General features: G+C 66.8%; 28 protein-coding genes and 1 tRNA gene. 12 read left to right on the top strand and 17 right to left on the bottom strand.

The features are described from left to right. Positions 1-11: 11 nt before the first annotated feature. The 3 genes from mutM (at position 12) to dnaA (ending at position 3,008) form a co-directional block, all read left to right on the top strand. Positions 12-827 carry a bifunctional DNA-formamidopyrimidine glycosylase/DNA-(apurinic or apyrimidinic site) lyase gene (gene mutM, locus BOS5A_RS15880; RefSeq protein ID WP_151955854.1) on the top strand — a complete coding sequence of 272 codons (816 nt, stop codon included), beginning with the start codon at positions 12-14 and terminating at the stop codon, positions 825-827. A gap of 101 nt (positions 828-928) precedes the next feature. Beyond that, positions 929-1,192, top strand: a complete 264-nt coding sequence (gene rpsT, locus BOS5A_RS15875) for a 30S ribosomal protein S20 (protein ID WP_151955853.1) — start codon at positions 929-931, stop codon at positions 1,190-1,192. A gap of 418 nt (positions 1,193-1,610) precedes the next feature. Beyond that, positions 1,611-3,008: a chromosomal replication initiator protein DnaA gene (gene dnaA, locus BOS5A_RS15870; protein ID WP_234419380.1), complete on the top strand. Its 1,398-nt coding sequence runs from the start codon at positions 1,611-1,613 to the stop codon at positions 3,006-3,008. A 21-nt stretch (positions 3,009-3,029) separates the two neighbouring features. Here dnaA and trpS read toward each other — a convergent pair whose 3' ends face one another. From trpS to secB, 3 genes are read right to left on the bottom strand one after another with little or no spacing between them, the layout of a single operon-like run. After that, the gene (trpS, locus tag BOS5A_RS15865; protein WP_151955852.1) at positions 3,030-4,037 is read right to left on the bottom strand and encodes a tryptophan--tRNA ligase; all 1,008 of its coding nucleotides are present in this window, start codon (positions 4,035-4,037) and stop codon (positions 3,030-3,032) included. A 3-nt stretch (positions 4,038-4,040) separates the two neighbouring features. Continuing rightward, a complete protein-coding gene (gene murJ / locus BOS5A_RS15860) occupies positions 4,041-5,606 on the bottom strand; it encodes a murein biosynthesis integral membrane protein MurJ (RefSeq protein WP_151955851.1) in 1,566 nt (521 codons plus the stop codon). 31 nt (positions 5,607-5,637) lie between these two features. After that, positions 5,638-6,150, bottom strand: a complete 513-nt coding sequence (gene secB, locus BOS5A_RS15855; protein WP_151955850.1) for a protein-export chaperone SecB — start codon at positions 6,148-6,150, stop codon at positions 5,638-5,640. Between the two features lie 191 nt (positions 6,151-6,341). Here secB and BOS5A_RS15850 point away from each other — a divergent pair, with 191 nt between their 5' ends. The 4 genes from BOS5A_RS15850 to BOS5A_RS15835 all read left to right on the top strand — a co-directional run bounded on the left by BOS5A_RS15850 (position 6,342) and on the right by BOS5A_RS15835 (position 10,531). After that, the gene (locus BOS5A_RS15850) at positions 6,342-6,986 is read left to right on the top strand and encodes a Tim44/TimA family putative adaptor protein (protein WP_151955849.1); all 645 of its coding nucleotides are present in this window, start codon (positions 6,342-6,344) and stop codon (positions 6,984-6,986) included. Further along, positions 6,983-8,260 (top strand): murein transglycosylase A, encoded by a 1,278-nt coding sequence (gene mltA, locus BOS5A_RS15845; RefSeq protein ID WP_151955848.1) that lies wholly within the window; start codon positions 6,983-6,985, stop codon positions 8,258-8,260. The genes BOS5A_RS15850 and mltA overlap by 4 nt, the downstream gene beginning before the upstream one ends. Next, the gene (locus BOS5A_RS15840) at positions 8,235-8,783 is read left to right on the top strand and encodes a Smr/MutS family protein (protein ID WP_234419378.1); all 549 of its coding nucleotides are present in this window, start codon (positions 8,235-8,237) and stop codon (positions 8,781-8,783) included. Before mltA ends, BOS5A_RS15840 begins: the two co-directional genes overlap by 26 nt. Before the next feature lie 71 nt (positions 8,784-8,854). After that, on the top strand, positions 8,855-10,531 hold the full coding sequence (locus BOS5A_RS15835) for a putative bifunctional diguanylate cyclase/phosphodiesterase (protein WP_151955847.1): 1,677 nt from the start codon (positions 8,855-8,857) through the stop codon (positions 10,529-10,531). Positions 10,532-10,543: 12 nt separating this feature from the next. On the opposite strand, the gene dapE is transcribed toward BOS5A_RS15835, so the two are convergent. The 9 genes from dapE to rpmH all read right to left on the bottom strand — a co-directional run bounded on the left by dapE (position 10,544) and on the right by rpmH (position 16,386). Continuing rightward, a complete protein-coding gene (gene dapE, locus BOS5A_RS15830; RefSeq protein WP_151955846.1) occupies positions 10,544-11,677 on the bottom strand; it encodes a succinyl-diaminopimelate desuccinylase in 1,134 nt (377 codons plus the stop codon). Between the two features lie 56 nt (positions 11,678-11,733). Beyond that, entirely contained in the window at positions 11,734-12,399 is a 666-nt protein-coding gene (locus tag BOS5A_RS15825; protein ID WP_151955845.1) for a glutathione S-transferase, read from the bottom strand. 42 nt (positions 12,400-12,441) lie between these two features. Then, positions 12,442-13,062, bottom strand: coding sequence for an SOUL family heme-binding protein (locus BOS5A_RS15820; RefSeq protein WP_151955844.1), 621 nt, complete (start codon positions 13,060-13,062; stop codon positions 12,442-12,444). Positions 13,063-13,129: 67 nt separating this feature from the next. Next, on the bottom strand, positions 13,130-13,273 hold the full coding sequence (locus tag BOS5A_RS15815; RefSeq protein ID WP_199857404.1) for a hypothetical protein: 144 nt from the start codon (positions 13,271-13,273) through the stop codon (positions 13,130-13,132). Between the two features lie 50 nt (positions 13,274-13,323). Continuing rightward, entirely contained in the window at positions 13,324-13,959 is a 636-nt protein-coding gene (yihA, locus tag BOS5A_RS15810; RefSeq protein WP_151955843.1) for a ribosome biogenesis GTP-binding protein YihA/YsxC, read from the bottom strand. A gap of 10 nt (positions 13,960-13,969) precedes the next feature. Continuing rightward, positions 13,970-15,673, bottom strand: a complete 1,704-nt coding sequence (yidC, locus tag BOS5A_RS15805; protein WP_151955842.1) for a membrane protein insertase YidC — start codon at positions 15,671-15,673, stop codon at positions 13,970-13,972. A 16-nt stretch (positions 15,674-15,689) separates the two neighbouring features. Further along, positions 15,690-15,902: a membrane protein insertion efficiency factor YidD gene (gene yidD, locus BOS5A_RS15800; protein ID WP_151955841.1), complete on the bottom strand. Its 213-nt coding sequence runs from the start codon at positions 15,900-15,902 to the stop codon at positions 15,690-15,692. After that, complete coding sequence (rnpA, locus tag BOS5A_RS15795) at positions 15,899-16,180, bottom strand: ribonuclease P protein component (protein ID WP_234419377.1); 282 nt, start codon at positions 16,178-16,180, stop codon at positions 15,899-15,901. The genes yidD and rnpA overlap by 4 nt, the downstream gene beginning before the upstream one ends. Before the next feature lie 71 nt (positions 16,181-16,251). Next, a complete protein-coding gene (rpmH, locus tag BOS5A_RS15790) occupies positions 16,252-16,386 on the bottom strand; it encodes a 50S ribosomal protein L34 (protein WP_151956042.1) in 135 nt (44 codons plus the stop codon). Between the two features lie 477 nt (positions 16,387-16,863). Here rpmH and BOS5A_RS15785 point away from each other — a divergent pair, with 477 nt between their 5' ends. Further along, positions 16,864-18,372: a YifB family Mg chelatase-like AAA ATPase gene (locus BOS5A_RS15785; protein WP_151955840.1), complete on the top strand. Its 1,509-nt coding sequence runs from the start codon at positions 16,864-16,866 to the stop codon at positions 18,370-18,372. 10 nt (positions 18,373-18,382) lie between these two features. Here the strand turns inward: BOS5A_RS15785 and BOS5A_RS15780 are convergent, their stop codons facing one another. The 3 genes from BOS5A_RS15780 to BOS5A_RS15770 form a co-directional block, all read right to left on the bottom strand. Then, a complete protein-coding gene (locus BOS5A_RS15780; protein ID WP_151955839.1) occupies positions 18,383-18,706 on the bottom strand; it encodes a Rap1a/Tai family immunity protein in 324 nt (107 codons plus the stop codon). A 33-nt stretch (positions 18,707-18,739) separates the two neighbouring features. Beyond that, the gene (locus BOS5A_RS15775; RefSeq protein WP_234419376.1) at positions 18,740-19,456 is read right to left on the bottom strand and encodes a hypothetical protein; all 717 of its coding nucleotides are present in this window, start codon (positions 19,454-19,456) and stop codon (positions 18,740-18,742) included. Positions 19,457-19,552: 96 nt separating this feature from the next. Beyond that, on the bottom strand, positions 19,553-19,852 hold the full coding sequence (locus BOS5A_RS15770; protein WP_151955837.1) for a hypothetical protein: 300 nt from the start codon (positions 19,850-19,852) through the stop codon (positions 19,553-19,555). Positions 19,853-20,183: 331 nt separating this feature from the next. Here BOS5A_RS15770 and BOS5A_RS15765 point away from each other — a divergent pair. From BOS5A_RS15765 to ribA, 4 genes are all read left to right on the top strand, one after another. Then, positions 20,184-20,268, top strand: a tRNA-Leu gene (locus tag BOS5A_RS15765). A gap of 99 nt (positions 20,269-20,367) precedes the next feature. After that, positions 20,368-20,982, top strand: a complete 615-nt coding sequence (locus tag BOS5A_RS15760; protein WP_199857402.1) for a LolA family protein — start codon at positions 20,368-20,370, stop codon at positions 20,980-20,982. A gap of 307 nt (positions 20,983-21,289) precedes the next feature. After that, positions 21,290-22,072 carry an exodeoxyribonuclease III gene (locus BOS5A_RS15755; RefSeq protein WP_151955836.1) on the top strand — a complete coding sequence of 261 codons (783 nt, stop codon included), beginning with the start codon at positions 21,290-21,292 and terminating at the stop codon, positions 22,070-22,072. Further along, complete coding sequence (gene ribA, locus BOS5A_RS15750) at positions 22,072-23,121, top strand: GTP cyclohydrolase II (RefSeq protein ID WP_151955835.1); 1,050 nt, start codon at positions 22,072-22,074, stop codon at positions 23,119-23,121. Before BOS5A_RS15755 ends, ribA begins: the two co-directional genes overlap by 1 nt. 4 nt (positions 23,122-23,125) lie before the next feature. Here the strand turns inward: ribA and BOS5A_RS15745 are convergent, their stop codons facing one another. Then, entirely contained in the window at positions 23,126-23,830 is a 705-nt protein-coding gene (locus BOS5A_RS15745) for a head GIN domain-containing protein (protein ID WP_151955834.1), read from the bottom strand. Between the two features lie 43 nt (positions 23,831-23,873). Then, complete coding sequence (locus BOS5A_RS15740) at positions 23,874-24,593, bottom strand: head GIN domain-containing protein (RefSeq protein ID WP_151955833.1); 720 nt, start codon at positions 24,591-24,593, stop codon at positions 23,874-23,876. Positions 24,594-24,644: the final 51 nt, after the last annotated feature.

Genomic DNA, 24,644 nt, shown 5'->3' with positions numbered 1-24,644 from the left:
GCTGGGACGGCGTGCCGGAACTTCCCGAAGTCGAAACCACCGTTCGCGGGCTTGCCCCCGCGCTCGACGGCCACCGCCTGACGCTGGTCGAGACGCGGCGGGCCGACCTGCGCCATCCCTTCCCGCCCGATCTGCGCCAGCGGATGACGGGCGCAACCGTGACGGGGCTTGGGCGGCGCGCGAAATACGGGCTCGTCGATACCGATCGCGGCGACACGATGATCTTCCACCTCGGCATGTCGGGGCGGTGGCGAATCGATCCGCACGAGATGCTAACGCACGATCACCTGATCCTGGAGACCGATGCCGGGCGCCGGCTGGCGCTCAACGACCCGCGGCGGTTCGGGTTCGTCGATCTCTGGCGAAGCGACGATCTGGCGGCCTATCCTCCCTTCGCGGCGATGGGGCCGGAACCGCTGGGCGCGGACTTCTCGGCCGCGTATCTGGCCGGCGCGCTCGCCGGTCGGCAGGCGCCGATCAAGGCGATGCTGCTCGATCAGCGAATCGTCGCCGGGCTCGGCAACATCTATGTCTGCGAGGCGCTGCACCTGGCGCGAATCGCGCCGTCGCGGGCGGCGGGGCGGATTTCGCGCGCGCGCCTCGCGCGGCTCGTCGACGCGGTGCGCGCGGTCCTGCTCGCGGCGATCGCGGCGGGCGGATCGTCGCTGCGCGACTATGTGCGGCCCGATGGTGAACTTGGCTACTTCTCGAAGGAATGGCGCGTCTATGGGCGCGAGGGAGAGGCATGCGGGTGCGGCGCGCCCGTCCGGCGCCGGGTCGACAGTGGCCGATCGACCTTCTGGTGCGCCGCCTGCCAGGCCGGTTGACCGGCTGCGTAACTGGCGCTAATGGCCCCACCTTCGAAAGGGCGGCGGAGCCTTGTGCTTCACGCGCCTTTTTTTCATCGGACGAGATTTAAGGAACCCTCATGGCGAACACGCCACAGGCGAAGAAGCGCATCCGCCGCAACGACCGTCGCGCTGTCATCAACGGCAACCGCGTCACCCGCATCCGCACCTTCGTGAAGAAGGTCGAATCGGCGCTGGCATCGGGCGACAAGGCCGCGGCGACCGCAGCGCTCGCGTCGGTTCAGCCGGAGCTGGCCCGCGGCGTCGCCAAGGGTGTCCTTCACAAGAACACCGCAAGCCGCAAGTTCGCGCGCCTGACGAAGCGTCTGTCCGCGCTCGGCTGAGCCGCGCCAACATCTTCGCAGGTTCGAAAGGCCCGCCGGCACCCGCCGGCGGGCCTTTTCGTATGGTGCGTATGTAACGAAGCGGGGCGCGCCAAGAAATGAGGATTCACCGCGATTCGCGCGTTTCGTCTCAAGCGTCTTCGAACGAAAACTGCGCTTAGACAGGCACTTATAAGATTTTCAACGCATTTCCGCGGCGGAACTTGAGTCAATCCGCTTTATTTCAAAAATACGACACGCAGCGGACTTGATCGACTCACCCGCTTCTTCATAATCGTCCTTCGCAGCGGCGGCGTTCGCCTGTCGCGCCAGACGAACATTTGGGTGATGCCGGCGCGGCGGGGGCTGCAACGGGGGCAATTTTGGCCGGTAACAAGGCTGTTGCGACATGCGTGTCGCGACACAGGGAGAGATGCGCGTGGCGGTTTCGCAAGTCAGACTGAGTGCCGATGCGACGCCCGTGGCGAAGGCCTGGACGCGTATTCGCACCAATCTGCGCGAGTCGGCCGGCGCGCGGCTGTTCGAACAATGGTTGAAGCCGATCGCGCTCATCGACTCGGATGATGGCGAGCATATCCGCCTGTCGCTGCCGACCGCCTTTGCCGCGAACTGGGTCCGCAGCCACTATGCCGACCGGCTGGTGCACGAATTCCGGGCGGTGCTGCCCGGCGTGCGCAGCGTGACGATCGAAACCGCGACGCAGCGCGTCGAGCCGGTTGTCCTGACCGCCGCTTCGGCGGTGACGGCGCAGGGTGCGCCCGCACCCGTGGTAACCCTGGCGGCGGTCGCGGAACGCCCGGCGCTCGAACCCCGTTACGTCTTTGACCGGTTCGTCGTCGATTCGTCGAACAAGGTCGCGTTCCACGCCGCGAAGGCAGTGGCGGCGCCCGGCCCCGTCCGCTTCAGCCCGCTGTTCCTCCATTCGGGCACGGGGCAGGGCAAGACCCACCTCATGCACGCCATCGCTCATGCCTTTCTCGATGCCGAGCCGAACGCGCGCGTTCTCTACATGTCGGCCGAGCGGTTCATGTTCGAATTCGTCTCCGCTCTGCGTGTCCGGGACACCCACGCGTTCAAGGCACGCCTGCGCTCCGCCGATCTGCTGCTGATCGACGATCTGCAGTTCATCGCCGGCAAGGATTCCACGCAGGAAGAGTTCTTCCACACCGTCAACGAGATCATCGGCGCGGGGAAGCGGCTCGTGATCTCCGCCGATCGCTGTCCGCAGGCGCTGGAGGGGATCGACCCGCGAATCGTCGGGCGGATGGCGATGGGCTTGGTTGCCGACATCAAGGCGCCGGGGCTCGAATTGCGTCGCGCGATCCTCGAGCGCAAGCTCGGCGATCTCAGCGACGTGACCGTTCCCGCCGACGTGCTGGAGATGCTGGCGGCGCGAATCCACACCAACATCCGCGAGCTGGAAGGCGCGCTCAACCGGGTCGCCGCCTATGCGCAGCTGACCGGCGACGCCATCGACCTCGACTTCGCGGTGGCGACGCTCGGCGACATGCTGCGCGGTGGGCAGAAGCGTGTGACGATCGACGAAATCCAGAAGCGCGTCTCCGCGCATTTCGAGCTGAAGCCGCTCGACCTCGTCTCCGCGCGCCGCGCCCGCGCGGTCGCGCGCCCGCGCCAGATCGCGATGTATCTCGCCAAGCGGCTGACGACCCGGTCGTTGCCCGAGATCGGCCGCAAGTTCGGCGGCCGCGATCATTCGACCGTGATCCACGCGGTGCGCCGCATCGAGGAACTGCGCGACAGCGACCGTGAGATCGACGCGGCCGTCCGGGTGTTGATGCGGGACCTGGAGGGCTAATTTTCTTCCCCTGACGGGGAGTTAGACCTGCAATCCCATCGCGCGCTGCGCCCCGACCAGGATGGGCGCTGCGAAATCGCGCGCCTTCGCTGCGCCGCGCTCCAGGATCGCGCCCACTTCCGCGCGGTCGTCGAGCAGGCGGACCAGGCGGTCGCGGATCGGGCCGAGGACGCTGACGGCGAGATCGGCAAGCGCTGGCTTGAACTGTCCGAACCCCTTGCCCTCATACTCCGCGAGCACATCCGCTGGCGTGCGATCGGCGAGCGCGGCGAAGATCGTGACGAGATTGCGCGCCTCGGTACGGCCTTCCAGACCCTCGGGCGTGCCGGGAAGCGCGTCGGGATCGGTTTTGGCCTTGCGGAACTTGTCGGCGATCACGTCGTCGCTGTCGATGAGCTTCACCAGCGACATTTCGGACGGGTTCGATTTCGACATCTTCATGCTCGCGTCGCGCAGCGACATGATCCGCGGTGCGGCCGCGCTGACCAGGGGTTCAGGCAAGGTGAACAGATCGACGCCGTAATCGGTATTGAACTTCGTTGCGATGTCGCGCGCGAGCTCGAGATGCTGCTTCTGGTCCTCCCCCACCGGCACATGCGTGGCGTTGTAGAGCAGGACGTCGGCGGCCATCAGCACCGGGTAATCATAGAGCCCGACGCTTGCGCCTTCGCGGTTCTTGCCGGCCTTGTCCTTGAACTGGGTCATGCGGTTCAGCCAGCCGACGCGCGCGACGTTGTTCAGGAGCCAGGTCAGCTCCGAATGCGCGGGCACGCGCGTCTGGTTGAACAATGTCGACCGGGCCGGATCGATGCCGGCCGCGATGAGCGTCGCGGTCATCTCGATCGTGTTCGCGGCCAGTTCGGACGGCGCGATGAACTCGGTCAGGCCGTGAAGATCGGCGATGAAGTACAGCGTCTCGCCACCCTGGGCCTGCACGTCGTCCTGCATCGCCACCCACTGTTTCACGGCGCCGAGATAGTTGCCGAGGTGGAGATTTCCGGTGGGCTTGATGCCGGATACGACGCGCATGATCTACTTTCTTCGAGAAACGAGCGCCTTCACATCGGCGAGGCGGAGCGCCCCGAACAGGAAGGTCGCGGCGAGATAGACGAGGCCGCCGAGCGCGACCAGCACGAACATCGCCGCCCAGCGCGTGAGGCTGGGACCGGTGGTGTAGGGCACGAAGAGCGCGTTCGCGAACCCCATCACGGCCCCCATCAGGATCGCGGCGAGCGCGAGGCGCCACGCGCGGCGGCGCAACTGCGCATCGGCGACGAAATGCCCGCGCTTGACGAGCGTGCGCCAGAGCATCGCGACGTTGACGCTGGACGCGATCGCGGTCGCGAGCGGAGGACCCATATGCTTCAGCGGCACGATGAAGACGAGGTTGAGGACAAGGTTCACGACCATCGACATCGTCGCGTATCGCACCGGCGTGCGCGTATCGTGGCGGGCATAATAGCCCGGCGTCAGGACCTTCACGAGGATGTAGGACGGCAGCCCGATCGAGAAGGCGGCGAGCGCCTGTGCGGTGAAGAGGGTGTTGGTTTCGGTAAACTTGCCGTGCTGGAACAACGCCGCGACGATGGGGACGCCGCACACGCACAGCGCGATGGTCGCGGGCAGCGTCAGGAACAGCGCGAGCTCGAGCCCGCGGTTCTGCGTCTGCATCGCCTGGCCGTCGTCGCCACGACCGAGCTGAGCCGAGATTGTCGGCAGGAGGACCGTGCCGAGCCCGATACCGATGAGTCCGAGCGGCAGCTGGTTCAGCCGGTCGGCGAAATAGATGTAGCTGACCGAGCCGGCGTTGAGAAATTTCGCGGCGAGCGCGGTCGATACGACGAGGTTGATCTGCACCGCGCCCGCGCCCGCTGCGGCAGGCCAGATGAGCGACAGCAGCCGCTTCACGTCGGCGTTGATCTGTGGGCGCTTGATCTTCAGCGAGACGCCCGCGCGGCGGCAGGCGTGCCAGAGCCACAGCAGCTGCAGCACACCCGAGACGCTCACCGCGATCGCCTGGTTACGCGCGGTCAGCAGCGCCTCATGATCGTGGAAGAGAAGGAGCGCTGCGATGAGCGTCGCGTTGAGCAGGATCGGTGCGGCCGCATTGACCCAGAATTTGTGGAGCGAATTGAGGATGCCGCCGAGCAGCGAGACGAGGCTGATGAGCAGCAGATAGGGAAAGGTCAGCCGCGCGAGATAGACGGTGAAGGCGAACTGGTCGTGGCTCGCCTCCTTGAAGCCGAGCGTCATCGCCCATGTGATCGGCCAGGCTGCGACCTCCAGCAGCACGAGCATGCCGATCAGCACGGGTAGCAGGATCGAGAGCGCGTCCTGCGCGAAGGTGATGCCGTCGGGCAGACCCTTGCCTTGCGGGTCCGCGACCTTCTTGTTGAACATCGGGATGAACGCCGCGCTGAACGCGCCTTCCGCAAACAACGCGCGGAACATGTTGGGCAGGCGGAACGCGATCAGGAACGCGTCCGACGCGAAGCCCGCGCCGACGAACCGCGCGAACAGCGAATCGCGGACAAGCCCCAGGACCCGGCTGGCGAGGGTAAGCCCGCCGACCGATCCCAGGGCCTTGGCAAGGTTCATGGCCGTTTAGCCCTTCAGGGCCGAACCGGCGTCACGCCTGGCCGATCTCGCCGGTTTCGGTACCCGCGCCCTGCTGCGCTGCCTGCTGCATGTAAAGACCGCCGAAATCGATCGGCTCGAGCAGCAGAGGCGGGAAGCCGCCGTCGCGGATCGTGTCGGCGACGACGCGCCGCGCGAACGGGAAGAGCAGGCGTGGCGCCTCACCGAGCAGGAAGGGCTGGACGTGCTCGGCCGGAATGTTGCGCAGCCCGAACAGCCCCGCATAGGAAAGTTCGACCAGGAACGCGACCTGGCCGTCGCTCTCGGCGCGGATTTCGATCTTCAGCGCGACCTCGTGGACATCGTCGCCGACCTGATTGGCGCCGATATCGAACTGGACGTTGATCTGCGGTGCGTTCGGATTCTGGTAGATCGCCGGCGCATTGGGGTTCTCGAACGAGAGGTCCTTCACATATTGCGAGATGAGGCCGGCCGCGGGGCTGGTATCTTCGCCGTTGGGAAGCGGAGCGCCGGCATCGGCGTTGAAATCGTTCTGGTCGTCCATTTTTGCGCCAAGTCCCCTGCGAAATCGAGAAGTCGTTGCGGGGCGCGGCGCCTTTTCGGCACGACAGACCCCGGTTTCGCGTCGCGCCTAGCAGGGCGAAGGGGGCGTTTCAATCATGCGGACGCCGGCTTCGTTTGAAAGACGGGAACTTCACGCCTATGTTGGGCGTCGAGCGCCTACTCGGAGGACAAGTGTTTTATTTAGTGCTTCTTGCGATGGTCGCCGGTTTTTTGGCGTTGCGTCTCTATTCGGTTCTCGGCCGACGCACGGGGCATGAGCAGCCCTTGCCCAAGCCCGCGGAGGAGCGCGCGCCGGTGCGCGCCGTGACTCGCACGGTCGATGTGACCCCCGAGGTGCGCGAGCCGGCGAACCGCAATGTCGAGGATTCGGCGACTGCCGGATTGCGCGCGATCGTCGCTGCCGAACCCGGCTTCGACGTCACCCGTTTTCTGGAAGGCGCGCAAGCGGCGTATCGCATGACCCTCGAAGCCTATTGGAAGGGTGACGAGGACACTTTGTCGCATCTGGTCGAACCCGACGTCGCAAATGCCTTTGCCGAGGCGATCCGCGCGCGGGGTGAGGCGGGGCATGTGCTCGACAATCGCCTCGTGTCGATCGAGCGCGCGGTCATTTCGGATGCAGCGGTCCTCGGCCGCGATGCGCGGATCACGATTCGCTTCGATGCCGATATCGCCGCGGTGACGCGCGACGGGGACGGGAATGTGATCGCAGGCTCGACTGACGATGCCGTCGAAACACACGATGTCTGGACCTTCGCGCGCACGTTGAAGAGCAACGACCCCAACTGGAAGCTCGCGGACACCGACGAGGCATGACGCGCCTTCGGGGGGGAATAGCGCTGGCGTTAGGGCTGGCGCTGTCGGCGTGTGTCGGCGGCGGTCAGGCGCCGTCCCGGCCTGTCAGCGCGGGCGGAACCACTGTCGGCAACGTCATCCCCGTGCGTCAGCCCACGCCCGCGCAGCCCTTGCCGCCGGTCAGCGCCGTCACGGCCGCCGGGGCGGGCACGGCCGCCTCCGCAGGTCTGGCCGCCGGTCCCTCGATCGCGTCGCTGCCCATCACGCCAGATAACGCAGCCCGCGCGCTTTCTGCGTTCCGGACGAGCTGTCCGTCGCTGGTGCGCCGCGCGAACGACCCGACCGGACTGACTCAGGGTGCCGACTGGCAACCGGCGTGCGCGGCAGCGGCGCAGGTGGGCCAGGGCGATGCGCGGAGCTTCTTCCAGCGCTGGTTCGAGGCGGTGCAGGTCGGCGACGGCCGCGCGTTCGCGACCGGATATTACATCCCCGAAATCGCCGGCTCGCGGGATCGGCGTGCGGGCTACGACACCCCCATCTATGCGCGGCCCGACGATCTGGTCGATGTCGATCTGGGCCGGTTCTCCGATGCGCTGAAGGGCAAGTCGATCCGCGGTCGCGTGGATGGCAGGAAGCTGATCCCCTATTACGATCGCACCGCGATCGAGGATGGCGCGATCGGCACTCGCGCGAAAATCCTTGCCTGGGCCAAGGACCCGGTCGAGTTCTTCTTCCTCCAAATCCAGGGCTCGGGGCTGCTGCGCCTGCCCGACGGATCGATCATGCGGATCGGCTATGACAGCCAGAATGGCCGCGATTACACAGGCATCGGCGCGCTGATGAAGGGGCGCGGGCTGCTTCAGCCCGGGCAGACATCGATGCAGGGCATCGTCGCTTGGCTCAATGCGCACCCCACCGAAGGCCGCGCGATCATGCGTGAGAACAAGAGCTTCGTGTTCTTCCGCGAACTCTCCGGCCCGCCGCTCGGCGCGATGGGGCTGCCCGTCGCCGATGCGACGTCGGTCGCGGTCGATACGAAGTTCGTGCCCTTGGGCGCGCCCGTCTTCCTGTCGATGGACCGCACCGATGCGACCGGGCTGTGGGTGGCGCAGGATACAGGCGGCGCGATCAAGGGCGCCAACCGTTTCGATACCTATTGGGGGGCTGGCGACGAGGCGCGCGCGATCGCTGGCGGGATGAGCGCGCGCGGCACCGCGTTCCTGCTGCTCCCGGTCGGCACGCTTGCGCGGTTGCAGGGCATTGGCGGCAATGCCGGCGCGCCACCTCGACGCTGACGAAGCCGCGCTGTGGGCGCGGGTGATGGCAAGCGTCCGGCCGCTCCACGCGGTTCCGGCAGCGAGTCACCCACCGAAACAGCCGTTGCCCAATGCGGTCGCGCCATCGGCTGAAGCCATGCCGTCAACCGTCGCGAAGGCGCCCAAACCGGCAACGCGGCCGGGCGACACGCTCGACGGCGGATGGGATCGGCGAATCGCACGCGGCATCATCCAGCCCGACAGTTCGGTCGACCTTCACGGCCATACGCTGCATTCCGCGCACCTGCTGCTCGATCAGGGGCTGGACCGCGCGATTGCCCGCGGCGACCGCGTCCTGCTGCTCGTCACCGGCAAGCCGCCACGTCCGGAAAGCGAGCGTCCGCATGCGCGCGGCGCGATCCGCGCGGCGATCGGCGACTGGCTGGCGGCGTCGCGCCATGCACACGCCATCGCAAGCGTCCGCGGCGCGCATCCGCGTCATGGCGGGACGGGCGCGCTCTACATCGTGCTCCGTCGCCCGCGCGCTTCGCGAAAGTCTTAACCTTTCTCCGCCATAGGACAGGCCAGATCGGGTGTGTTCGTCCGATGGAGAGCGAGGGGCCTGGAAACGCGATGCAAGGCGCGAAGCTGAAGAACCGTGCGGTCGTCTTTGCGCTTTGCGCAGGCGGCGTCGCGTTCTTCCTGTCGCTCCTCGTCACCGCCAATGGCAGCCTCGCGATCGGCAATTACGCCCGCGCCTTCATCCCGGCGATGGTCTGCGCGGTGATGTGCTGGGCGTCCGCCCACCGCGCGATCGGCGCGACGGCGGAGGCGATCGATATCGCGGTCGACCGGCTGGCCGGCGCAGCGCGCGGCGACCTGACGAGTGCTGTTCCGCCTGCAGTCGGCGCGGCGGTGCCCGAGCTTTCTGCGGCGATGGACGGACTCTTCACCCAGATGGGGGCGAATCTCGAAAGCGTGCAGCGGCTTGCGCTTTTCGATCCCGTAACCGGGTTACCCAACCGAACCCATTTCCGCCGCACCTGCGAGCGGCTGCTTGGCGAGGTCGACGCCGATGCCAGCGCCGCGCTGCTGTTCATCGATCTCGATCGGTTCAAGGCGGTCAACGATACAAGGGGTCATGCGATGGGCGACATGCTGCTCGGCATGGTCGCAAACCGCCTGCGCGCCGTCGCCGACCGCGCAGTGGGGGAAGCGGGCGCATCGGCGCCGATGATCGGGCGGCTGGCGGGGGATGAGTTCACGCTGTTCTTCCCGTCGCTGCGCGACCCGGCGGACGCGATGTGGATCGGGCGTTCCGTCCTGTTCGCGCTGGGCGAGGAATTCGATCTGGGCGATGTGCCGGTATCGATCGGGGCATCGGTCGGTGTCGCGCAGCGACCCCTGCACGGCACGACGCTGCACGAACTGATGCGCGCCGCCGATATTGCGATGTATCACGCCAAGGCGCTCGGCCGCGGCCGTGTGGAGTGCTTCAGCGATGCGCTTGCCGCCGAGATCGCCGACCGTGCGCGACTCGACGGCGAATTGCGTCGCGCGATCGACAACCGTCAGTTCTCCCTCGCCTTCCAGCCGCAGATCCACCTTCACCGCGACCATGTCGTGGCGGCCGAGGCGCTGCTGCGCTGGCATCATCCCTCGCTCGGGCTGCGCATGCCGGGAAGCTTCATCGACCGCGCGGAGGAAAACGGCCTGATCGTCGAGATCGGCGACTGGGTCGTCGAGACGGTTTCCGAGACTATCGCGCGCTGGGGCCGTGCCGGCGTCGTGCAGCGGCTCGCGATCAACGTCAGCCCTCGCCAGATCGAGAATGCCGGCTTTTTCCGTCGTCTCCGCGCCGCGATGTACGAGGCGCAGGCGCCCGCGACGCTGCTGGAACTGGAGATCACCGAAACACTGGCGATGGGATGCAGCGCTGACGTGCTCCGCGCCATTTCAGCGCTGCGCAGCGACGGCGCGACGATCGCGATCGATGGCTTCGGCACCGGCTTTTCGAACCTGTCGCAGCTTCGCCAGATGCCGATCGACCGGATCAAGCTCGACCGCACGCTGATCGCGCCGATCGCCGAAAGCGCCGAGGCCCGCACGATCGCGCAGGCGGTCATCGCGCTGATCCACGGGCTGAACTGCGAAGCGGTGGCCGAGGGGATCGAGACGATGGCGCAGGCCGACGTGCTGCGCGTCATCGGCTGCGACGTGATCCAGGGCTATGCGGTCGCCGCGCCGATGGACGAGGACGCCTTCCTCGACTGGAGCCGCAAGGGCGAGCGCTGGACGGTCAACGGCTGAGCGTTCGCCGCATCAGCCCGCGACGCGGCGCAGGATGTCGGCATAGATATCGGTCAGCATGTGCAGGTCGGAGATCGCGACCGCCTCGTCGAGCTTGTGCATCGTCGCGTTGACCAGCCCGAACTCGACCACAGGGCACAGGGCCGACAGGAAGCGCGCGTCCGACGTACCGCCCGTCGTCGACAGTTCGGGCCGCAATCCCGTCCGCGCCTCGACCGCGTCGCCGATCAGGGCGGAGAAGGCGCCGGGTCCGGTCAGGAACGCCTCGCCGGAAATGCGCGCCACCACCGAAGCGTCGGGCGCATGGGCATGCACCAGCGCCTCGATCCGCCGCACCAGGTCTTCGCCGCGCTGCAGGTCGTTGAAACGGATGCTGAGCCGCGCTGATGCATGCGCCGGGATGACGTTCGTGGCCGGGTTGCCGACCTCCAGATCGGTCAGCTCGATATTGGAGGGCTGGAACCAGTCACTGCCCGTGTCCAGAACCAGCGCATCGATCGCGGCGAGCGCGGCAACGAGCTTCGGGATCGGGTTGTCGGCGAGGTGCGGGTAGGCGACGTGACCCTGTCGGCCGGGTACGCTGATCCAGATGTTGACCGAGCCACGCCGCCCGATCTTCACCATGTCGCCCAGCCGCGCGACCGAGGTCGGCTCTCCCACGAGACAGACGTCCGGCGACAGGCCGTGCTCGCGCAGCCGGTCGATGATCGCGGCGGTGCCGTGGATCGCGGGTCCTTCCTCGTCCCCGGTGATGAGGAGGCTGATCGTGCCGTCGGTTTGCGCGCGGGCGACCGCGGCGACGAAGGCGGCGATCGCGCCTTTCATGTCCACCGCGCCGCGCCCGTAGAGCAGGTCGCCGCGGATTTCGGGTGCAAAGGCATCGCTGGTCCAGCCCGCCCCGGGCGGCACGACATCGACATGCCCGGCAAAGGCGAAGTGCGGCCCTCCACCTTCGCGCACCGCAATCAGGTTTTCGACCGGCCCGTCAGGCGCCTCGCCAGCCACGAATCGCTCTATCGCGAACCCCAGCGGCGTGAGTGCCCCCTCCAGCACGTCGAACACGCCGCCCGTTGCCGGGGTGATGCTCTCAGTGCCGATCAGCGCCCTGGCAAGCGCAACGACGTCTGGCAGATCGGGACTGGTCATGGCAGCGGACATTGCCGAAGCGGGGTCGCGATACAATCCCGTGCGCCAGGCGCCGCTCAGGCCGGCGCCTGCTCATATTGCTCGATCACCCATTCCTCTTCCTGTGCACCGGCGATCCAGTCCTGCATGAAGCGGTGGTTGAGGACTGCGTCCATATAGGGCAGCGCGAAGCGCGCGACGGGCAGCTGGTAGGTCACGAAGCGGGTCACGACCGGCGCGAACATGATATCGGCCGCGCCGAATTCGCCGAACAGGAAATCCCCGCCGCCGCCGAAGCGCGCGCGTGCCTGCGCCCATAGCTCCATGATCCGCTGGAGTTCGGCGCGGACATCCTCGTCTGGGGACTTGGCCGGAAAGGTCTGGCGGATGTTCATGCTGTGCTTGCGGCGCAGATTGGCGAACCCCGAATGCATCTCGGCGGCCATCGACCGCGCCATCGCGCGCGCGGCGTCATCGGCCGGCCAGAATGTGTCTCGCCCCACCTTGTCGGCGAGATATTCGACGATCGCCAGGCTGTCCCACACGACCACATCGTCGCCGTCCCACAGGATCGGCACCTTGCCCGACGACGGCGCGAACTCGTCGCCCTCGCGGCGTTTGTCCCAGTCTGCGTCGTAGAGCGGAACGACGACTTCCTCGAACGGCAGCCCCGATTGCTTGCAGGCGAGCCAGCCGCGCAGGCTCCACGACGAATAGGCTTTGTTGCCGATGATGAGCTTCATGGATCGTTGGGTAGCGGTGCCCCGTCCGGCACGCAACCGATGCTAGCGCGCGATCGGGATCAGGACTTCGTTGCGGCGGAGCGGGGCCGGGATCATCGGCGAATTGTAGAAGGCGTATTCGGCCGGGCCGGTGGGACGATAATGGTGCTTGGCCAGCCACAGTCGCAGATCGCGTTCATGGGCGTTCAGTGCGTCGTCCCCGCCGTTCCCGGCGAAACGGATCGCGGCGACCCGGCGAGCGGGCAACTCCGCGATCGTAACCCCTCTGCCCGGGCGGGGCAGGGTATCGCGGGTAAACTGCGCCGGCATCACGAAGCGTGTGCGCCACCGCCCGCCATCGGCCCGATCGGCGAGGACCGGGGCGGTCATCGCAATCGGCGTCTCGTCGGCATGATCGCCCGCGCCGCCGCGGTGCTTGGCAAAGATGTAGCCCGCTAGCCTGTGAAAGCCGCGGCGCATCGATGCGATCCGGTCACCCTGCTCGGTCGTCTCCGCGACGATATGCTCGGCGTAATCGCGGATTTCGATCGGGCCGTCGGTTTCGACCGTCGTGAAATCGGGCTGTTCGACTCGCGCCTCACGACGCACCAGAAGCGCGCTTGCGATCCCGAGAGCCGCGAGGATGCCGCCGCCGATCGCCGCTGCCTTGTGCCACTTCGCCATTCGCGCGCTCCCGTAACTGTCAAGCGCGCAATGTAGGAAAGCCTGTCATCCCCCGCCAGAGCGGGCGCTAATGCCCATAGCGCTTGATCCCGCGTCGGCGCAGCTTGTTGCGGTGCCGGCGGCGCAAGGTGAGGAGGGCCGTCGGAATACAAACGACTGCCATCACTCCAATGATGAGAAACGCGGTGAGAATGCGCGGTTCGAGGTCCATGCGACCTAACTAATTTGTCATTTTCGCGGCGTCTAGATTGTAAGAAAGGACTAGCCGATCGCTTCGGCGACGGCAGCACGCAGTTCGGCGATACCAAGCCCGGTTTCGCTCGACGTGGCGATGATGTCGGGATGGGCGGCGGCGCGCTTGCGGGCTTCCGTCTCGGTCGCCGCGGTTACGGCGGCGAGGTCGCTTGCCTTGATCTTGTCCGCCTTTGTCAGGACCAAGCGGTAGCTGACGGCCGCCTTGTCGAGCATTTCCAGAATTTCGCGGTCGACGTCCTTGATGCCGTGGCGGCTGTCGATCAGCACGAGTGCGCGCTTGAGGACCTGCCGCCCGCGCAGGAAGTCGTTCACCAGGAACCGCCACTTGCGCACGATGTCCTTGGGCGCCTTCGCAAAGCCGTAGCCGGGCATATCGACAAGGCGGAAGACGAGCGGATCACCGACTTCGAAGAAGTTCAGCTCCTGCGTGCGCCCCGGCGTCACCGACGTGCGCGCGAGCGCCTTCCGTCCGGCAAGCGCGTTCAGCAGCGACGACTTGCCGACGTTCGAGCGGCCCGCAAACGCCACCTCCGGCGCGACCGCATCGGGCAGATGCTCGAGCGCAGGCGCGGACTTCAGGAAGTCGATCCGTCCCGCGAAGAGCTTGCGTGCCGCCTCGATCTGGTCGTCGTCGAACGTCACTTCGCCCTCATCATTTGGCCGGTGCCTGCTTAAGCACAGGGTGGCGCGCATAGAGCAGCCGCTGCTGGAGGATCGACAGGCAGTTGTTGGTGATCCAGTAGACCTGCAAGCCGACTGCGAACGGCGCCATCACGAACATCAGTACCCACGGCATCAGCGCGAACACCTGCTTCTGCGTGTCGTCCATCGGCGCCGGGTTCAGGCGGAACTGGAAGAACATCGAAATGCCGAGCAGGACGGGCACCACACCGATCGCCAGGAAATGCGGCGGGGTGAAGGGCAGGTAGCCGAACAGGTTGAGGATCGTCGCGGGATCGGGCGCCGACAGATCCTTGATCCACAGCACGAAGGGCTGATGGCGCATTTCGATCGTCAGCAGCAACACCTTGTAGAGCGCGTAGAAGATCGGAATCTGGATCAGCGTCGGCAGGCAGCCGGCGAGCGGGTTGACCTTCTCCGCCTTGTAGAGCGCCATCACCTCCTGCTGCTGGCGGACCTTGTCGTCCTTGTAGCGTTCCTGCAGCGCCTTCATCTTCGGCTGGATCGCGCGCATGTTCGCCATCGACGCGAACTGGCGCTGGGCGATCGGGAAGGTGATCAGCTTGATCGTGACGGTCAGCAGAATGATCGCGACGCCGAAATTGCCGAGCAGTTTGAACAGCCAGTCGAGATAGTAGAAGATCGGCTTCTCGACGATGCGGAACCAGCCCCAGTCGATCGCGTAATCGAGCTGGGCGATGCCTTCCTTGTCGGTGTAGCGATCGAGCAGCTTCACTTCCTTCGCGCCCGCGAAGAAGCGGGTAATCTGGCTGAATTGCTGGCCGGGCTGGAGCAGCTTGGGCGCGCTTGCGACGTCGCCCTGATACGCCTTGTTGGCGCCGGCGCGGAACTGTCCGTCGAACGCGCGCGTCTGATCGGGAATCAGCGCGGTCAGCCAGTATTTGTCGGTAAAGCCGAGCCAGCCCCCGGTGGTCGTGAAGCGGGTCGGCGCCGCATCCACATCCTTGAAATTGGGGGCATAGTGCGCAGCGCCGCCATTGACCGACATCGGTCCGCTGTGGATCGTCCAGCTGTCCGGATCCTTGGAGATGCCGGCGCGGTTCACGAGGCCGTAGGTCGCGACCGGTACCGCGCCCGCGCCGCCATTGGCGACGGTCTGCCTGACCGTGAACATGTAATCCTGATCGACCGACAGATCGATCCGGAAGCGCTGGCCCTGTCCGTTCGCAGCGGTGAGCGTGACGGGGCGGCCGGGCGCCAGCACCTGCGAGGACGCGGTCCAGACGGCGTCGGCTGCGGGCGGTTTCAACCCGTCGTCACGCCAGCCGAATGCCGCGAAATACGCATCGGGCGCGCCGGCCGGGGACAGCAGGCGGATCGGTTGCGAATCCTTCGCGATCGTTTCCTTGTAATCGATGAGCACAAGGTCATCGATCCGCGCGCCCTTGAGGTTGATCGAGCCCTTGAGCCGCGGCGTATCGATCGCGACGCGCGGCGATTCGGCCAGCACGATGCGGCGGTCGCGAATGGCGGCGGGGCCATCCGCTGTCGGATCGGCGCTCCTGTTCGCGACGACCTTCGTCTTGCCGTCCTCGATCTTCGTGACCGGGGGGTTGGCGGTGGGGAAGAACTTGTTCTGGATCAGCGGCCATCCGAACAGGATCAGCGCCGCGATCACCGCGAACAGCACGAAATTCTTCTGGTCGTCCTTCACGGAAGTCCTCTTGATCTCACGGCACCGGATCGTGACCGTGCCCACCCCAGGGATGACAGCGGGCAATGCGTTTCACCGCGAGCCAGCCCCCACGTGCGGCGCCATAGCGGCGAAGCGCCTCTATTGCATAGGCCGAACACGAAGGCTGGTAGCGGCAGGACGGGGGCAGGACGAGCGAAGGGCCGAGCTGCCACCCGCGCGCAATCAGGATCAGCAGCCGGGCGATCACCGGGCTGGGGTCCGCGGCTTCAGCTTGCCCAGCGCCTTGGCGAGGTCCGCGCCGAGCGTATCCCAGTCGCGCTCGATGCCGTTCTGGCGGCCGATCAAAACATGGTCGGCGCCGGCCACGCCCTGTTCTGCGATCACCGATCGCGCGAGTTCGCGGAAGCGGCGCTTCATCCGGTTGCGGACGACCGCGTTGCCGACCTTTTTCGATACCGTGATGCCGTAGCGAATCGTCGGATCGCCATCGCCGCGATCCTTCACCAACAGCACAAAGCCGGGCATCGGTGCGCGACGCCCGGCATTGGCTGCCAGATATTCGGATCGGCGGGTCAGCCGCGACAGCGGCTGGCGGATCAGGCCGACAGCTTCTTGCGGCCGCGGTTGCGGCGCGCGCGAATCACCGCGCGACCGCCGACCGTCGCCATCCGCGAGCGGAAGCCGTGGCGGCGTGCCCGCACCAGGTTGCTCGGCTGAAAGGTCCGCTTCATCGTTCATTCCCGACACTGAATTGAATAAGGCCGCCACGGGGACGGCCTTTGTTGGGGTGCGCATAGGCGACGGACCCGCCGAAGTCAACGCGGCGCGTTCCGCCCTGGTGCGCGCGTGGCGCCGCAGCGCGCTCGGCCGCCGCATGGCGCGATCGACGAGTTGCCCGGTGCGCGGCCAGCCCCGCTTCAGCCGCGCCCACCGCACCCGCGCCCACCGCGAGTTGCGCAGGACGAGGACGAGGCCGCCGGCAAAGAGCAATATCCCACCCGGGCCGGGCAGGGGGGAAGCGATCGGCGCTGCGACGATCAGCAGGACGCCGGCGACCAGTTGCGCGATTCGCAAGACGGGGTGGCGATCCTTCACGACGGGCCATGTGGGTGAGGTGTATTGGCTTGGCAAGACGCACCACAGGCAGCGCGCGCGATTGGCATGGCAAGTCCCGGAAATCTCCGTATGAACGGGCACGGGGGTGGGGCATGGTTTCGATCGTATCGACGGTTGCGTATCTGGGGCTCGATGCGCGCGCGGTCGAGGTGCAGGTGCAGCTCATACCCGGGGTGCCGGCGTTCAACGTCGTCGGGCTGGCCGACAAGGCGGTCGCGGAAAGCCGCGAGCGGGTGCGCGGCGCGATCGCGGCGATGGGTCTGGCGCTGCCGCCCAAACGCATCACGGTGAACCTGTCGCCCGCCGATCTGCCAAAGGAAGGCTCGCATTTCGACCTGCCGATCGCACTCGCGCTGCTGGCGGCGATGGGGGTCGTCGATGCCGAGATGCTGGCGGATTATGTGGTCGTCGGCGAGCTCGGGCTCGACGCGCGGATCGCCCCGTCGCCCGGCGTGCTGCTGGCGGCGATCCACGCCGCGGGAGAGGGAAAGAACCTGATCTGCCCGGCGGCGCAGGGATCGGAAGCGGCATGGACGGGCCAGATCGAGGTGCTCGCGCCCGCCGATCTCCTGTCGCTCATCAATCATTTCAAGGGCCATGGCCTGCTGGCGCAGCCCGCCCCGGGCGAGGTAGAGGATCACGCGCATGGCCCCGACCTCGCGCAGGTGAAAGGGCAGGAAACCGCCAAGCGCGCGCTCGAGATCGCGGCGGCCGGCGGGCACAATCTGCTGATGGTCGGTCCGCCGGGTGCTGGCAAATCGCTGATGGCGTCGTGTTTGCCTGGCATCCTTCCCCCGCTCGACTCGGCCGAGGCGCTGGAAGTGTCGATGGTCCAGTCGGTTGCGGGCACGCTGCAAGGCGGGCGACTGACCCGCACGCGGCCGTTTCGCTCCCCGCATCACTCGGCGTCGATGGCGGCGCTGACCGGCGGCGGGGTGAAGGTGAAGCCCGGCGAGGTCAGCCTCGCGCATATGGGCGTCCTCTTCCTCGACGAGTTACCCGAATTCCAGCGCGCGGTACTCGATTCGCTGCGGCAGCCGCTGGAAACGGGCACCGTCAGTGTCGCGCGCGCCAATGCGCACGTCACTTTTCCAGCGCGCGTCCAGCTGGTCGCCGCGATGAATCCGTGCCGCTGCGGGCATCTTGGCGACGCAAGCCTGGCCTGCGCGCGTGCACCCAAATGCGCGGCGGATTACCAGACGAAGGTGTCAGGACCGCTGCTCGACCGGATCGACCTGCATGTCGAGGTGCAGGCAGTCAGCGCCGCCGATCTCGTCCTGCCGCCGCCCAGCGAAGGGTCGGCCGAAGTCGCCGCCCGCGTCGCCGCCGCCCGTGCGGTGCAGCAGGCGCGCTTCGCCGATGACGGCATCCGCACCAATGCCGGGGCCGAGGGGGCCGTGCTCGATCGCACGTGTACGCCGGACGATCCCGGCCGCGCCCTGCTCGCGCAGGCGGCCGAGGCGATGCGCATGTCCGCCCGCGGCTACACCCGCGTGCTTCGCGTCGCGCGCACGATCGCCGATCTTGGCGGGTCGGACGTGGTGCGGCGGGTCCATGTGGCGGAGGCGCTGAGTTATCGGCGGAGGGCGCCGACGAATTGAGGGGCGCGTCTTACTTCCGCTTGCAGGGATAGGCATCGCGCAGCGCATCGCGCACGACGAACGAAGGGGCGCCAACGGCCTTCTTGCCGTGCTTGCGAAGGTATTTGCGCACGACTGCGACCACCGCGATGTTCGATGCACGCTCCGCCGAAGGACATATTCGGCGTGATTGCGACAACGCGTCGAATTCGCCGAGGATATAACCGGTGCAGAAATTGGCGGTGGGATCATCGTCCTTGCCGCGGCATTGGTCGATCAGCTGATCGTTGGTGATGGAACTCACGACCACCGGTCGATCCGCGGCGGCCAGAGCGGCGAGCATCAGGAAGAGCATGATCTTTCCCTCCGGCGGGTGTGCGTCACAAAATCACTGGCCGGCCGCCGCTTCCAGATAGGGCAGCAAACGCGCGCGCGGGAACACGTCGTCCACCGATTTCGTGTCGGGCAGGATATAGACGATGCCGCCCTTGTTCTGGAACAGGGGGCGAAGCTTGCCCGTGTAGAAGCTGGTGCCGACGTTGATGCAGCCGAAAGTGATGCGGTTGTCCTCCGCGGTCGGTGACAGGAGCCGCTCGACGCGCCGCTCCTTCTTGTTCGTGGTGATCACCGCGTGCAGCGCGACGGAATTGGCATAATCGACCCAGAGCACGCGCTGGCGACCGAAGGCGCGGCCGAACTTCGCCACGAAGCGGCCTGCGGGTGTCGTACGTTCGGCGGGGCCGATCTCGGCGAGGGTCTTGGCGCCCACGCCCGGGGAGGAGTCGTCGCCGACGCCGACGCCGATCAGGACGGGCGTCTGGCCCAGCGGCTCGCCGTTCGCCTTGAAGAGGAAGAGCGAGGCCGTCTGCTTGTCGATCACGGCATAGGGCAGGCGGCCATTGTCGTGCGCGGTGGCAACCCACGCGAGGACCCGGCTTGCCGCGTCCGATGGCACAAGCTCCACCGTCGTCGAGGTGACTTTCGGCGGGACGACCTTCTTGGCGGGCGTTGCGGTTTTAGCCTTACGCTCGCGCGTGATCGGCTTGGTCGTGGCCGCCGGCGTTGCTTGTGGCGCTAGCAGCGCCACGGTCAGCCCGGCGGCCAAGCCCGTACGACAGGCAAAACGAAACAGCTCTGTAAACATGGTGGCCTTGTTCAGCAGAGCTGTCCGTCGATGCAAGCGTGTTGTGTGGTGATTCGCTTACCCGCGCGGCTTGCGCTGCCGCTGCTGCATCTGCTGTTCCAGGCCATCGACGCGGCCGTTGAGCTGATCGATCCGCTGGCCGTTCTGCTGCGCCTGACCTGCGGCGGCCTGTGCCTGGGTGAGCGCCTGGCCGGAAGTGCCCTCGACCGTCCTTAGCCGACCGTCCATGCCGTCGATGCGCGAATTGACGGTCGCGATCTGATCGCGGACGAAGCCCTTGGTGGCGCACCCGCCGAGCGCGGTCGACGCGATGAGGATCGCGGGAACAGCCGCAAATTTGGCGATATCGGAACGCATATACTTACCTCTCGAAACCATGGTCGGGCCAATCAGCGCAGGCGGGACATGGTTAACAATCGTTATTAGCCGAGACGTGCGCCCGCTGCGATAAGATATGCCGCGGTTTCTTGTCCGCCGGATCAAACAAGGTCCGGCAAATCGCCTTCGCATGAAGGGATCTGATCTGAGTCGATGTGCTTGGTCCGGCCAAAACCCTTTTTGAAAATGCGATGCTGCAGCCAGCGCACAATTTGTGGCGAGCGTCGGGCATCGTCCTGAGATATCTCGTAAACGCCGCTGCACCGGCAGGCTTGCGGCTCCTCCCTGCTTCGGCTAGCGCCGCACATGTGCGGGCGTGGTGAAATTGGTAGACGCGCCGGACTCAAAATCCGGTTCCGCAAGGAGTGTCGGTTCGAGCCCGACCGCCCGCACCAGCAGCGTTCTTCGGCATTCGCCTTCTGCCTGTATCGGAACCGAAACGGTTCGCGCATGGTTCACCGGCTGTTCAACGCCTCGTGCCTAACCGGAGTGCCATGCTGAAACCCATGATCTTCGCCGCGCTTGCCGCGCCCCTCGTCCTCGCCGCACCCGTCCAGGCGCAGGCCACCGGCGATCTCGCCGCCGTCCAGCGCCATCTGCAGTCGGTGACGACGATGACCGCCGATTTCTCCCAGACCGATCGCAACGGCAAGGTGCTGACCGGCGTGCTGACGCTGAAGAAGCCCGGCAAGCTGCGCTTCCAGTATGAGAAGGGAGTGCCGCTGCTGATCGTGGCGGAGGGTGGTGCGCTGACCTTCATCGACTATTCGGTCAATCAGGTGCAGCGCTGGCCGATCAAGAACTCCCCGCTCGGCGTGCTGCTCGATCCGACGCGTGACATCACGCGTTATGCGAAGCTGGTACCAGGCGATTCGCGGCTCGTCAGCGTCGAGGCGAACGATCCCAAGCATCCGGAGTTCGGCCGTATCACGCTCGTCTTCGCGCGCGAGGCGTCGGCGCCGGGAGGCCTGATGCTGCAGGGATGGGTCGCGCTCGACAGCCAGAACAACCGCACGACGATCCGGCTGTCTAACCAGCGCTTTGGCGGCGAGGTGAGCGACAACACGTTCCGCTGGAACGACCCGCGGACGAAAAAGGGACGGAACTGACAGGTTCGTTCATTTGAGCGACAGGTTTGCGCCCCTAGAGAAGACCTCGCGGATCGGGGCTGTTCCGGGATTTTTCCCCCTGTTGCCCGGCTACCCTGGTTCGCCTGCGTGACGAACGCTAGTCGGCCCTCGTTCCATGCCCCCGGAGCGAGGGCCTTTCTGCGTAGCGCGGCCACGGGCCATGCCCGCGGACTCGCGCAAGCACGGACGGCGGGCAAAGCCCGTCCGACGACTTGGGCTTTTGTCCAAGAGGCGCCCCGCCAGCCCTCGCTTGTGACCACCTACCACCCTCGCTACATCGCCGCGGGTGAAGATCGTCTCCTGGAACATCAATTCGGTGCGGTTCCGCATCGCCATCGTCGAGCAGTTCCTGCGCGCCGAGCGTCCCGACATCCTGTGCCTTCAGGAAACGAAGGTCATCGACGGCGACTTCCCCGTCGCCGCGTTCCGGGCGATGGGTTACAAGCACATCATCCTTCACGGGCAGCGCATGCACCACGGAGTCGCGATCATCAGCCGCGTGCCGCTGGCGGAGGATGATCGGCTTGACTGGCAGGCCAATCGCGAGGCGCGGCATGTCGGGGTGCGGCTGGAAAACGGTCTGCGGCTGGAGAATGTCTATGTGCCTGCGGGCGGGGACGTGCCGGACCGCGACGTGAACCCGAAATTTGGCCAGAAGCTCGATTTCCTCGAACGGATGACAAATTGGTCGGACGGCTTGTCTGGCCCGACGCTGCTCGTCGGAGACTTCAACGTCGCGCCACTCAAATCCGATGTCTGGAGCCACAAGCAGCTGCTCGGCGTGGTCAGCCACACGCCCGTCGAGGTCGCGGCGCTCGCCCGGTTGCAAGCCGCAAATGACTGGGTGGACCTGGGTCGCCACTTCGTTCCCGCCCCCGAGCGACTCTACACCTGGTGGAGCTACCGCGCGAAGGACTGGGCTGCCTCCGATCGCGGGCGCCGGCTCGACCATATGTGGGCGAGCCCCGATGTGGCGAAAGCGGCGGTATCGCACCGCGTGTTCGAGGATTGCCGGGGCTGGCTGACGCCATCGGACCATGTGCCGATCATGACCGAGTTCGACTTTTGATGGGTGAAGCGAAGGCAGCGGCGCGGGCGGCGGATGCGCTGCGGCGCGGCTGGCCGATCCGGATCGGCGCGCTCGCGCTGCTGCCGGTCGAGACGGCCGACCCGGTGCGGCTCGCGGCGTTCGACCCGGACGACACCGCTGGCGTCCTCCTTTCCGCCGGCCGCGCGGTGACGTTGAAGCTCGCCAACCAGATCGAGGCGGCAACCCCGGATGCTCCCGTCTTCGTCGAGCGTGCGCCCTGGATCGATTTCGCGATTGCGACCGCGCTCGCTGACCCGCAGCTCGACCTGGCGACACCGTTGAAGGGGCCGTTCCGCGCCGTCGCGGTGCCGTCGCCGGCCGATGCGACCGCTGCGCTGCGCTTTGCGCGAATCGTGGGGATGCTGCCGGCGTTCTTCGTGATCGAAGGCGGCGTTGGCGACGTGGTGATCGCCGCTGACGACATCGATGCGCACGAGGATGCGGCCCGCCTGTCGATCGCGGCACGCGCGCATTTGCCCGTTGCGGGCGCGGAGGATGCCGAGATTGTCGCGTTCCGCACGCCGGAGGGGCCGGGCGAGCATATCGCGCTGCTGATCGGCGATCCCAACGGCCAGCCGCCACTCGTGCGGCTGCACAGCGAATGCCTTACGGGCGACGCGCTCGGCAGCCTGAAATGCGATTGCGGGCCGCAGCTTCACGCCGCGATCCACGCGATCGAGGCGAGCGGCTGGGGCATCCTGCTCTACCTGCGGCAGGAGGGGCGGGGGATCGGGCTCATCAACAAGCTGCGCGCCTATGCCCTGCAGGATCAGGGGTTCGACACGGTCGATGCGAACACGCGGCTGGGCTTCGCGATCGATGCGCGCGATTTCGGCGTCGCCGCGCGGATGCTCGCGCTGCTCGGGCAGGACCGGGTGCGGCTGCTGACGAACAATCCGCAAAAGGTCGCAGGGCTCGAGGCGGCGGGAATCACGGTGGTGGAACGCGTGGCACACGCGCTGCCGCCAAACCCGCACAACGCCCGCTACCTCGCGACCAAACGCGACCGAACCGGGCATCAGCTTTAGGACGTCAGCGTAGCGCCCTGGTGCCGCACACCACCGGCCCGCCGGCCGGCGCGCGAACGGTGCACTTGGCGTCGCCCGTGACCGTCACCTTGCCCAGCCCGGTCGAGTTGACCTGCGCGGTGTAGCGCGCGGCGGCGCCGATCTCACCGGGGCCGTCGAGCCGCACGGTCAGGTCGTTGGCGGTGAGCGCGCTCGCGTCGATCGCACCGGCGCCGTTCGCGTTCAGGCGTGCGCGCTGTGCGGTGCCCGCCAGCACCAGCGTGCCTGTGCCGATCACCGCTGCGTTGAGTTCGTCCGCCTTCACCCCGCTCGCGTTGATCGCGCCCGCTCCGGTGACCGACAGGTCGACGCGCTGCGCCGACAGCGGAGCGACAGTGACGCGTCCGCCGGCATTGACAATGATTGCGGTGAGGCGCGGCGTCGTCAGCGTAACGACCGGTGGAGTCGAGGGGGCATCGGACGGCGTCTCGCCCCAGCCTTCATGCCCCAGCCGCACGACGAGCGTGGTGCCGTTTACCGCGATATCGAGCTGTTCGATGAGCTTGCGATCACCGCTCGCCGTCGCCCCCGGAGAGGTGCCGGTGCGGATGCGGACCTCGAACGGTCCCTCGACGCGAACCCGCTCGAAGGTGCCCACGCTGTAGGTCCGCTGGATCGCGAAAGCGGGGGCGTGGAGGAGGAGTGCGAGGAGCGCGAGGAGGCGGATCATGCGCGCGAAACTGGCACCGATCCGCCCCGACTGGCAAGCGGCCTCAGCCGCAGCGGACGTTCCCCGAACCCATCTTCGATGTCTTGCACCGCGCGTTCGGGCCGAGATCGACATCGCCCGACCCCATCATCGAGATTTCGGCCGGTCCGTTCACGGTGGCACGCACGTTCCCGGATCCGGCGATCGAAACCTCCGCGCTGGCGGCCGCCAGTCTCGGCGCGTCGATATCGCCGGAGCCGGCGATGTTGACCTCCAGGCGCTTCGCCCGTCCGGCCGCCCGCAGCGTTCCCGATCCCGCGATGTTCATTTCTGCCGCATCGACGGCGACCGCGGCGAGGCCCAATTTGCCCGACCCTGCGACCGAGGCGTCGAACTTCTGCCCCTCCACGCGGTCGACCGCCATGTCGCCCGAACCGGCGACGCTTGCGGACGCGATCCGCGGCATCGTCACATACACCTTGATCGCGTCGCCCTTCGACCAGTGGAAACCGGCGTCCTTGCGGCGATCGATACGCAGCGTCTCGCCGACCTTGCGGATGCGCAGCCGCTCGAGCACCTTCGGGTCGCCCTCTGCGCGAACCGAGAAAGCGGCGCCGACGCGGACATCGACATTGTCCGACCCGGCGAGCTCGACCCCGGTGAAGTCGCCGACCGCAAAGCTGCGCGCGTTGCCGCTGCCGGTGCCCGTGATACCGGGCGTGTCGTCCGATCCGTTGCCGCACGCGGCCAGCGGGATCAGGGCGGCGAGGATCATCAGGCGCATCGGGTTCTCCCTAGTGTGTTGTAGTAATAATACACAAGAGAATCGGTTTCG

It is taken from the genome of Sphingomonas sp. EC-HK361 (genome assembly GCF_902498785.1).
GTDB lineage: Bacteria > Pseudomonadota > Alphaproteobacteria > Sphingomonadales > Sphingomonadaceae > Sphingomonas.
The sequence above is the reverse complement of the archived record's forward strand: the minus strand, read 5'-3'. Positions and strand labels throughout refer to the sequence as shown.

Excerpts from the sequence above, each read along its gene's own strand:
- BOS5A_RS15780 (WP_151955839.1), bottom strand. The coding sequence starts at position 18,706 with ATGCTCTTCCTGATGCTCGCCGCTCTGGCCGCCGCGGATCGACCGGTG.
- rpmH (WP_151956042.1), bottom strand. The coding sequence starts at position 16,386 with ATGAAGCGGACCTTTCAGCCGAGCAACCTGGTGCGGGCACGCCGCCAC.
- mltA (WP_151955848.1), top strand. The coding sequence starts at position 6,983 with ATGACGCGCCTTCGGGGGGGAATAGCGCTGGCGTTAGGGCTGGCGCTG.
- BOS5A_RS15815 (WP_199857404.1), bottom strand. The coding sequence starts at position 13,273 with ATGGACCTCGAACCGCGCATTCTCACCGCGTTTCTCATCATTGGAGTG.
- BOS5A_RS15770 (WP_151955837.1), bottom strand. The coding sequence starts at position 19,852 with ATGCGTTCCGATATCGCCAAATTTGCGGCTGTTCCCGCGATCCTCATC.
- secB (WP_151955850.1), bottom strand. The coding sequence starts at position 6,150 with ATGGACGACCAGAACGATTTCAACGCCGATGCCGGCGCTCCGCTTCCC.
- trpS (WP_151955852.1), bottom strand. The coding sequence starts at position 4,037 with ATGCGCGTCGTATCCGGCATCAAGCCCACCGGAAATCTCCACCTCGGC.
- ribA (WP_151955835.1), top strand. The coding sequence starts at position 22,072 with ATGGGTGAAGCGAAGGCAGCGGCGCGGGCGGCGGATGCGCTGCGGCGC.
- BOS5A_RS15820 (WP_151955844.1), bottom strand. The coding sequence starts at position 13,062 with ATGGCGAAGTGGCACAAGGCAGCGGCGATCGGCGGCGGCATCCTCGCG.
- dapE (WP_151955846.1), bottom strand. The coding sequence starts at position 11,677 with ATGACCAGTCCCGATCTGCCAGACGTCGTTGCGCTTGCCAGGGCGCTG.
- BOS5A_RS15840 (WP_234419378.1), top strand. The coding sequence starts at position 8,235 with ATGCCGGCGCGCCACCTCGACGCTGACGAAGCCGCGCTGTGGGCGCGG.
- BOS5A_RS15825 (WP_151955845.1), bottom strand. The coding sequence starts at position 12,399 with ATGAAGCTCATCATCGGCAACAAAGCCTATTCGTCGTGGAGCCTGCGC.
- BOS5A_RS15740 (WP_151955833.1), bottom strand. The coding sequence starts at position 24,593 with ATGCGCCTGATGATCCTCGCCGCCCTGATCCCGCTGGCCGCGTGCGGC.
- rnpA (WP_234419377.1), bottom strand. The coding sequence starts at position 16,180 with ATGCCCGGCTTTGTGCTGTTGGTGAAGGATCGCGGCGATGGCGATCCG.
- BOS5A_RS15785 (WP_151955840.1), top strand. The coding sequence starts at position 16,864 with ATGGTTTCGATCGTATCGACGGTTGCGTATCTGGGGCTCGATGCGCGC.
- rpsT (WP_151955853.1), top strand. The coding sequence starts at position 929 with ATGGCGAACACGCCACAGGCGAAGAAGCGCATCCGCCGCAACGACCGT.
- BOS5A_RS15835 (WP_151955847.1), top strand. The coding sequence starts at position 8,855 with ATGCAAGGCGCGAAGCTGAAGAACCGTGCGGTCGTCTTTGCGCTTTGC.
- BOS5A_RS15760 (WP_199857402.1), top strand. The coding sequence starts at position 20,368 with ATGCTGAAACCCATGATCTTCGCCGCGCTTGCCGCGCCCCTCGTCCTC.
- BOS5A_RS15745 (WP_151955834.1), bottom strand. The coding sequence starts at position 23,830 with ATGATCCGCCTCCTCGCGCTCCTCGCACTCCTCCTCCACGCCCCCGCT.
- murJ (WP_151955851.1), bottom strand. The coding sequence starts at position 5,606 with ATGAACCTTGCCAAGGCCCTGGGATCGGTCGGCGGGCTTACCCTCGCC.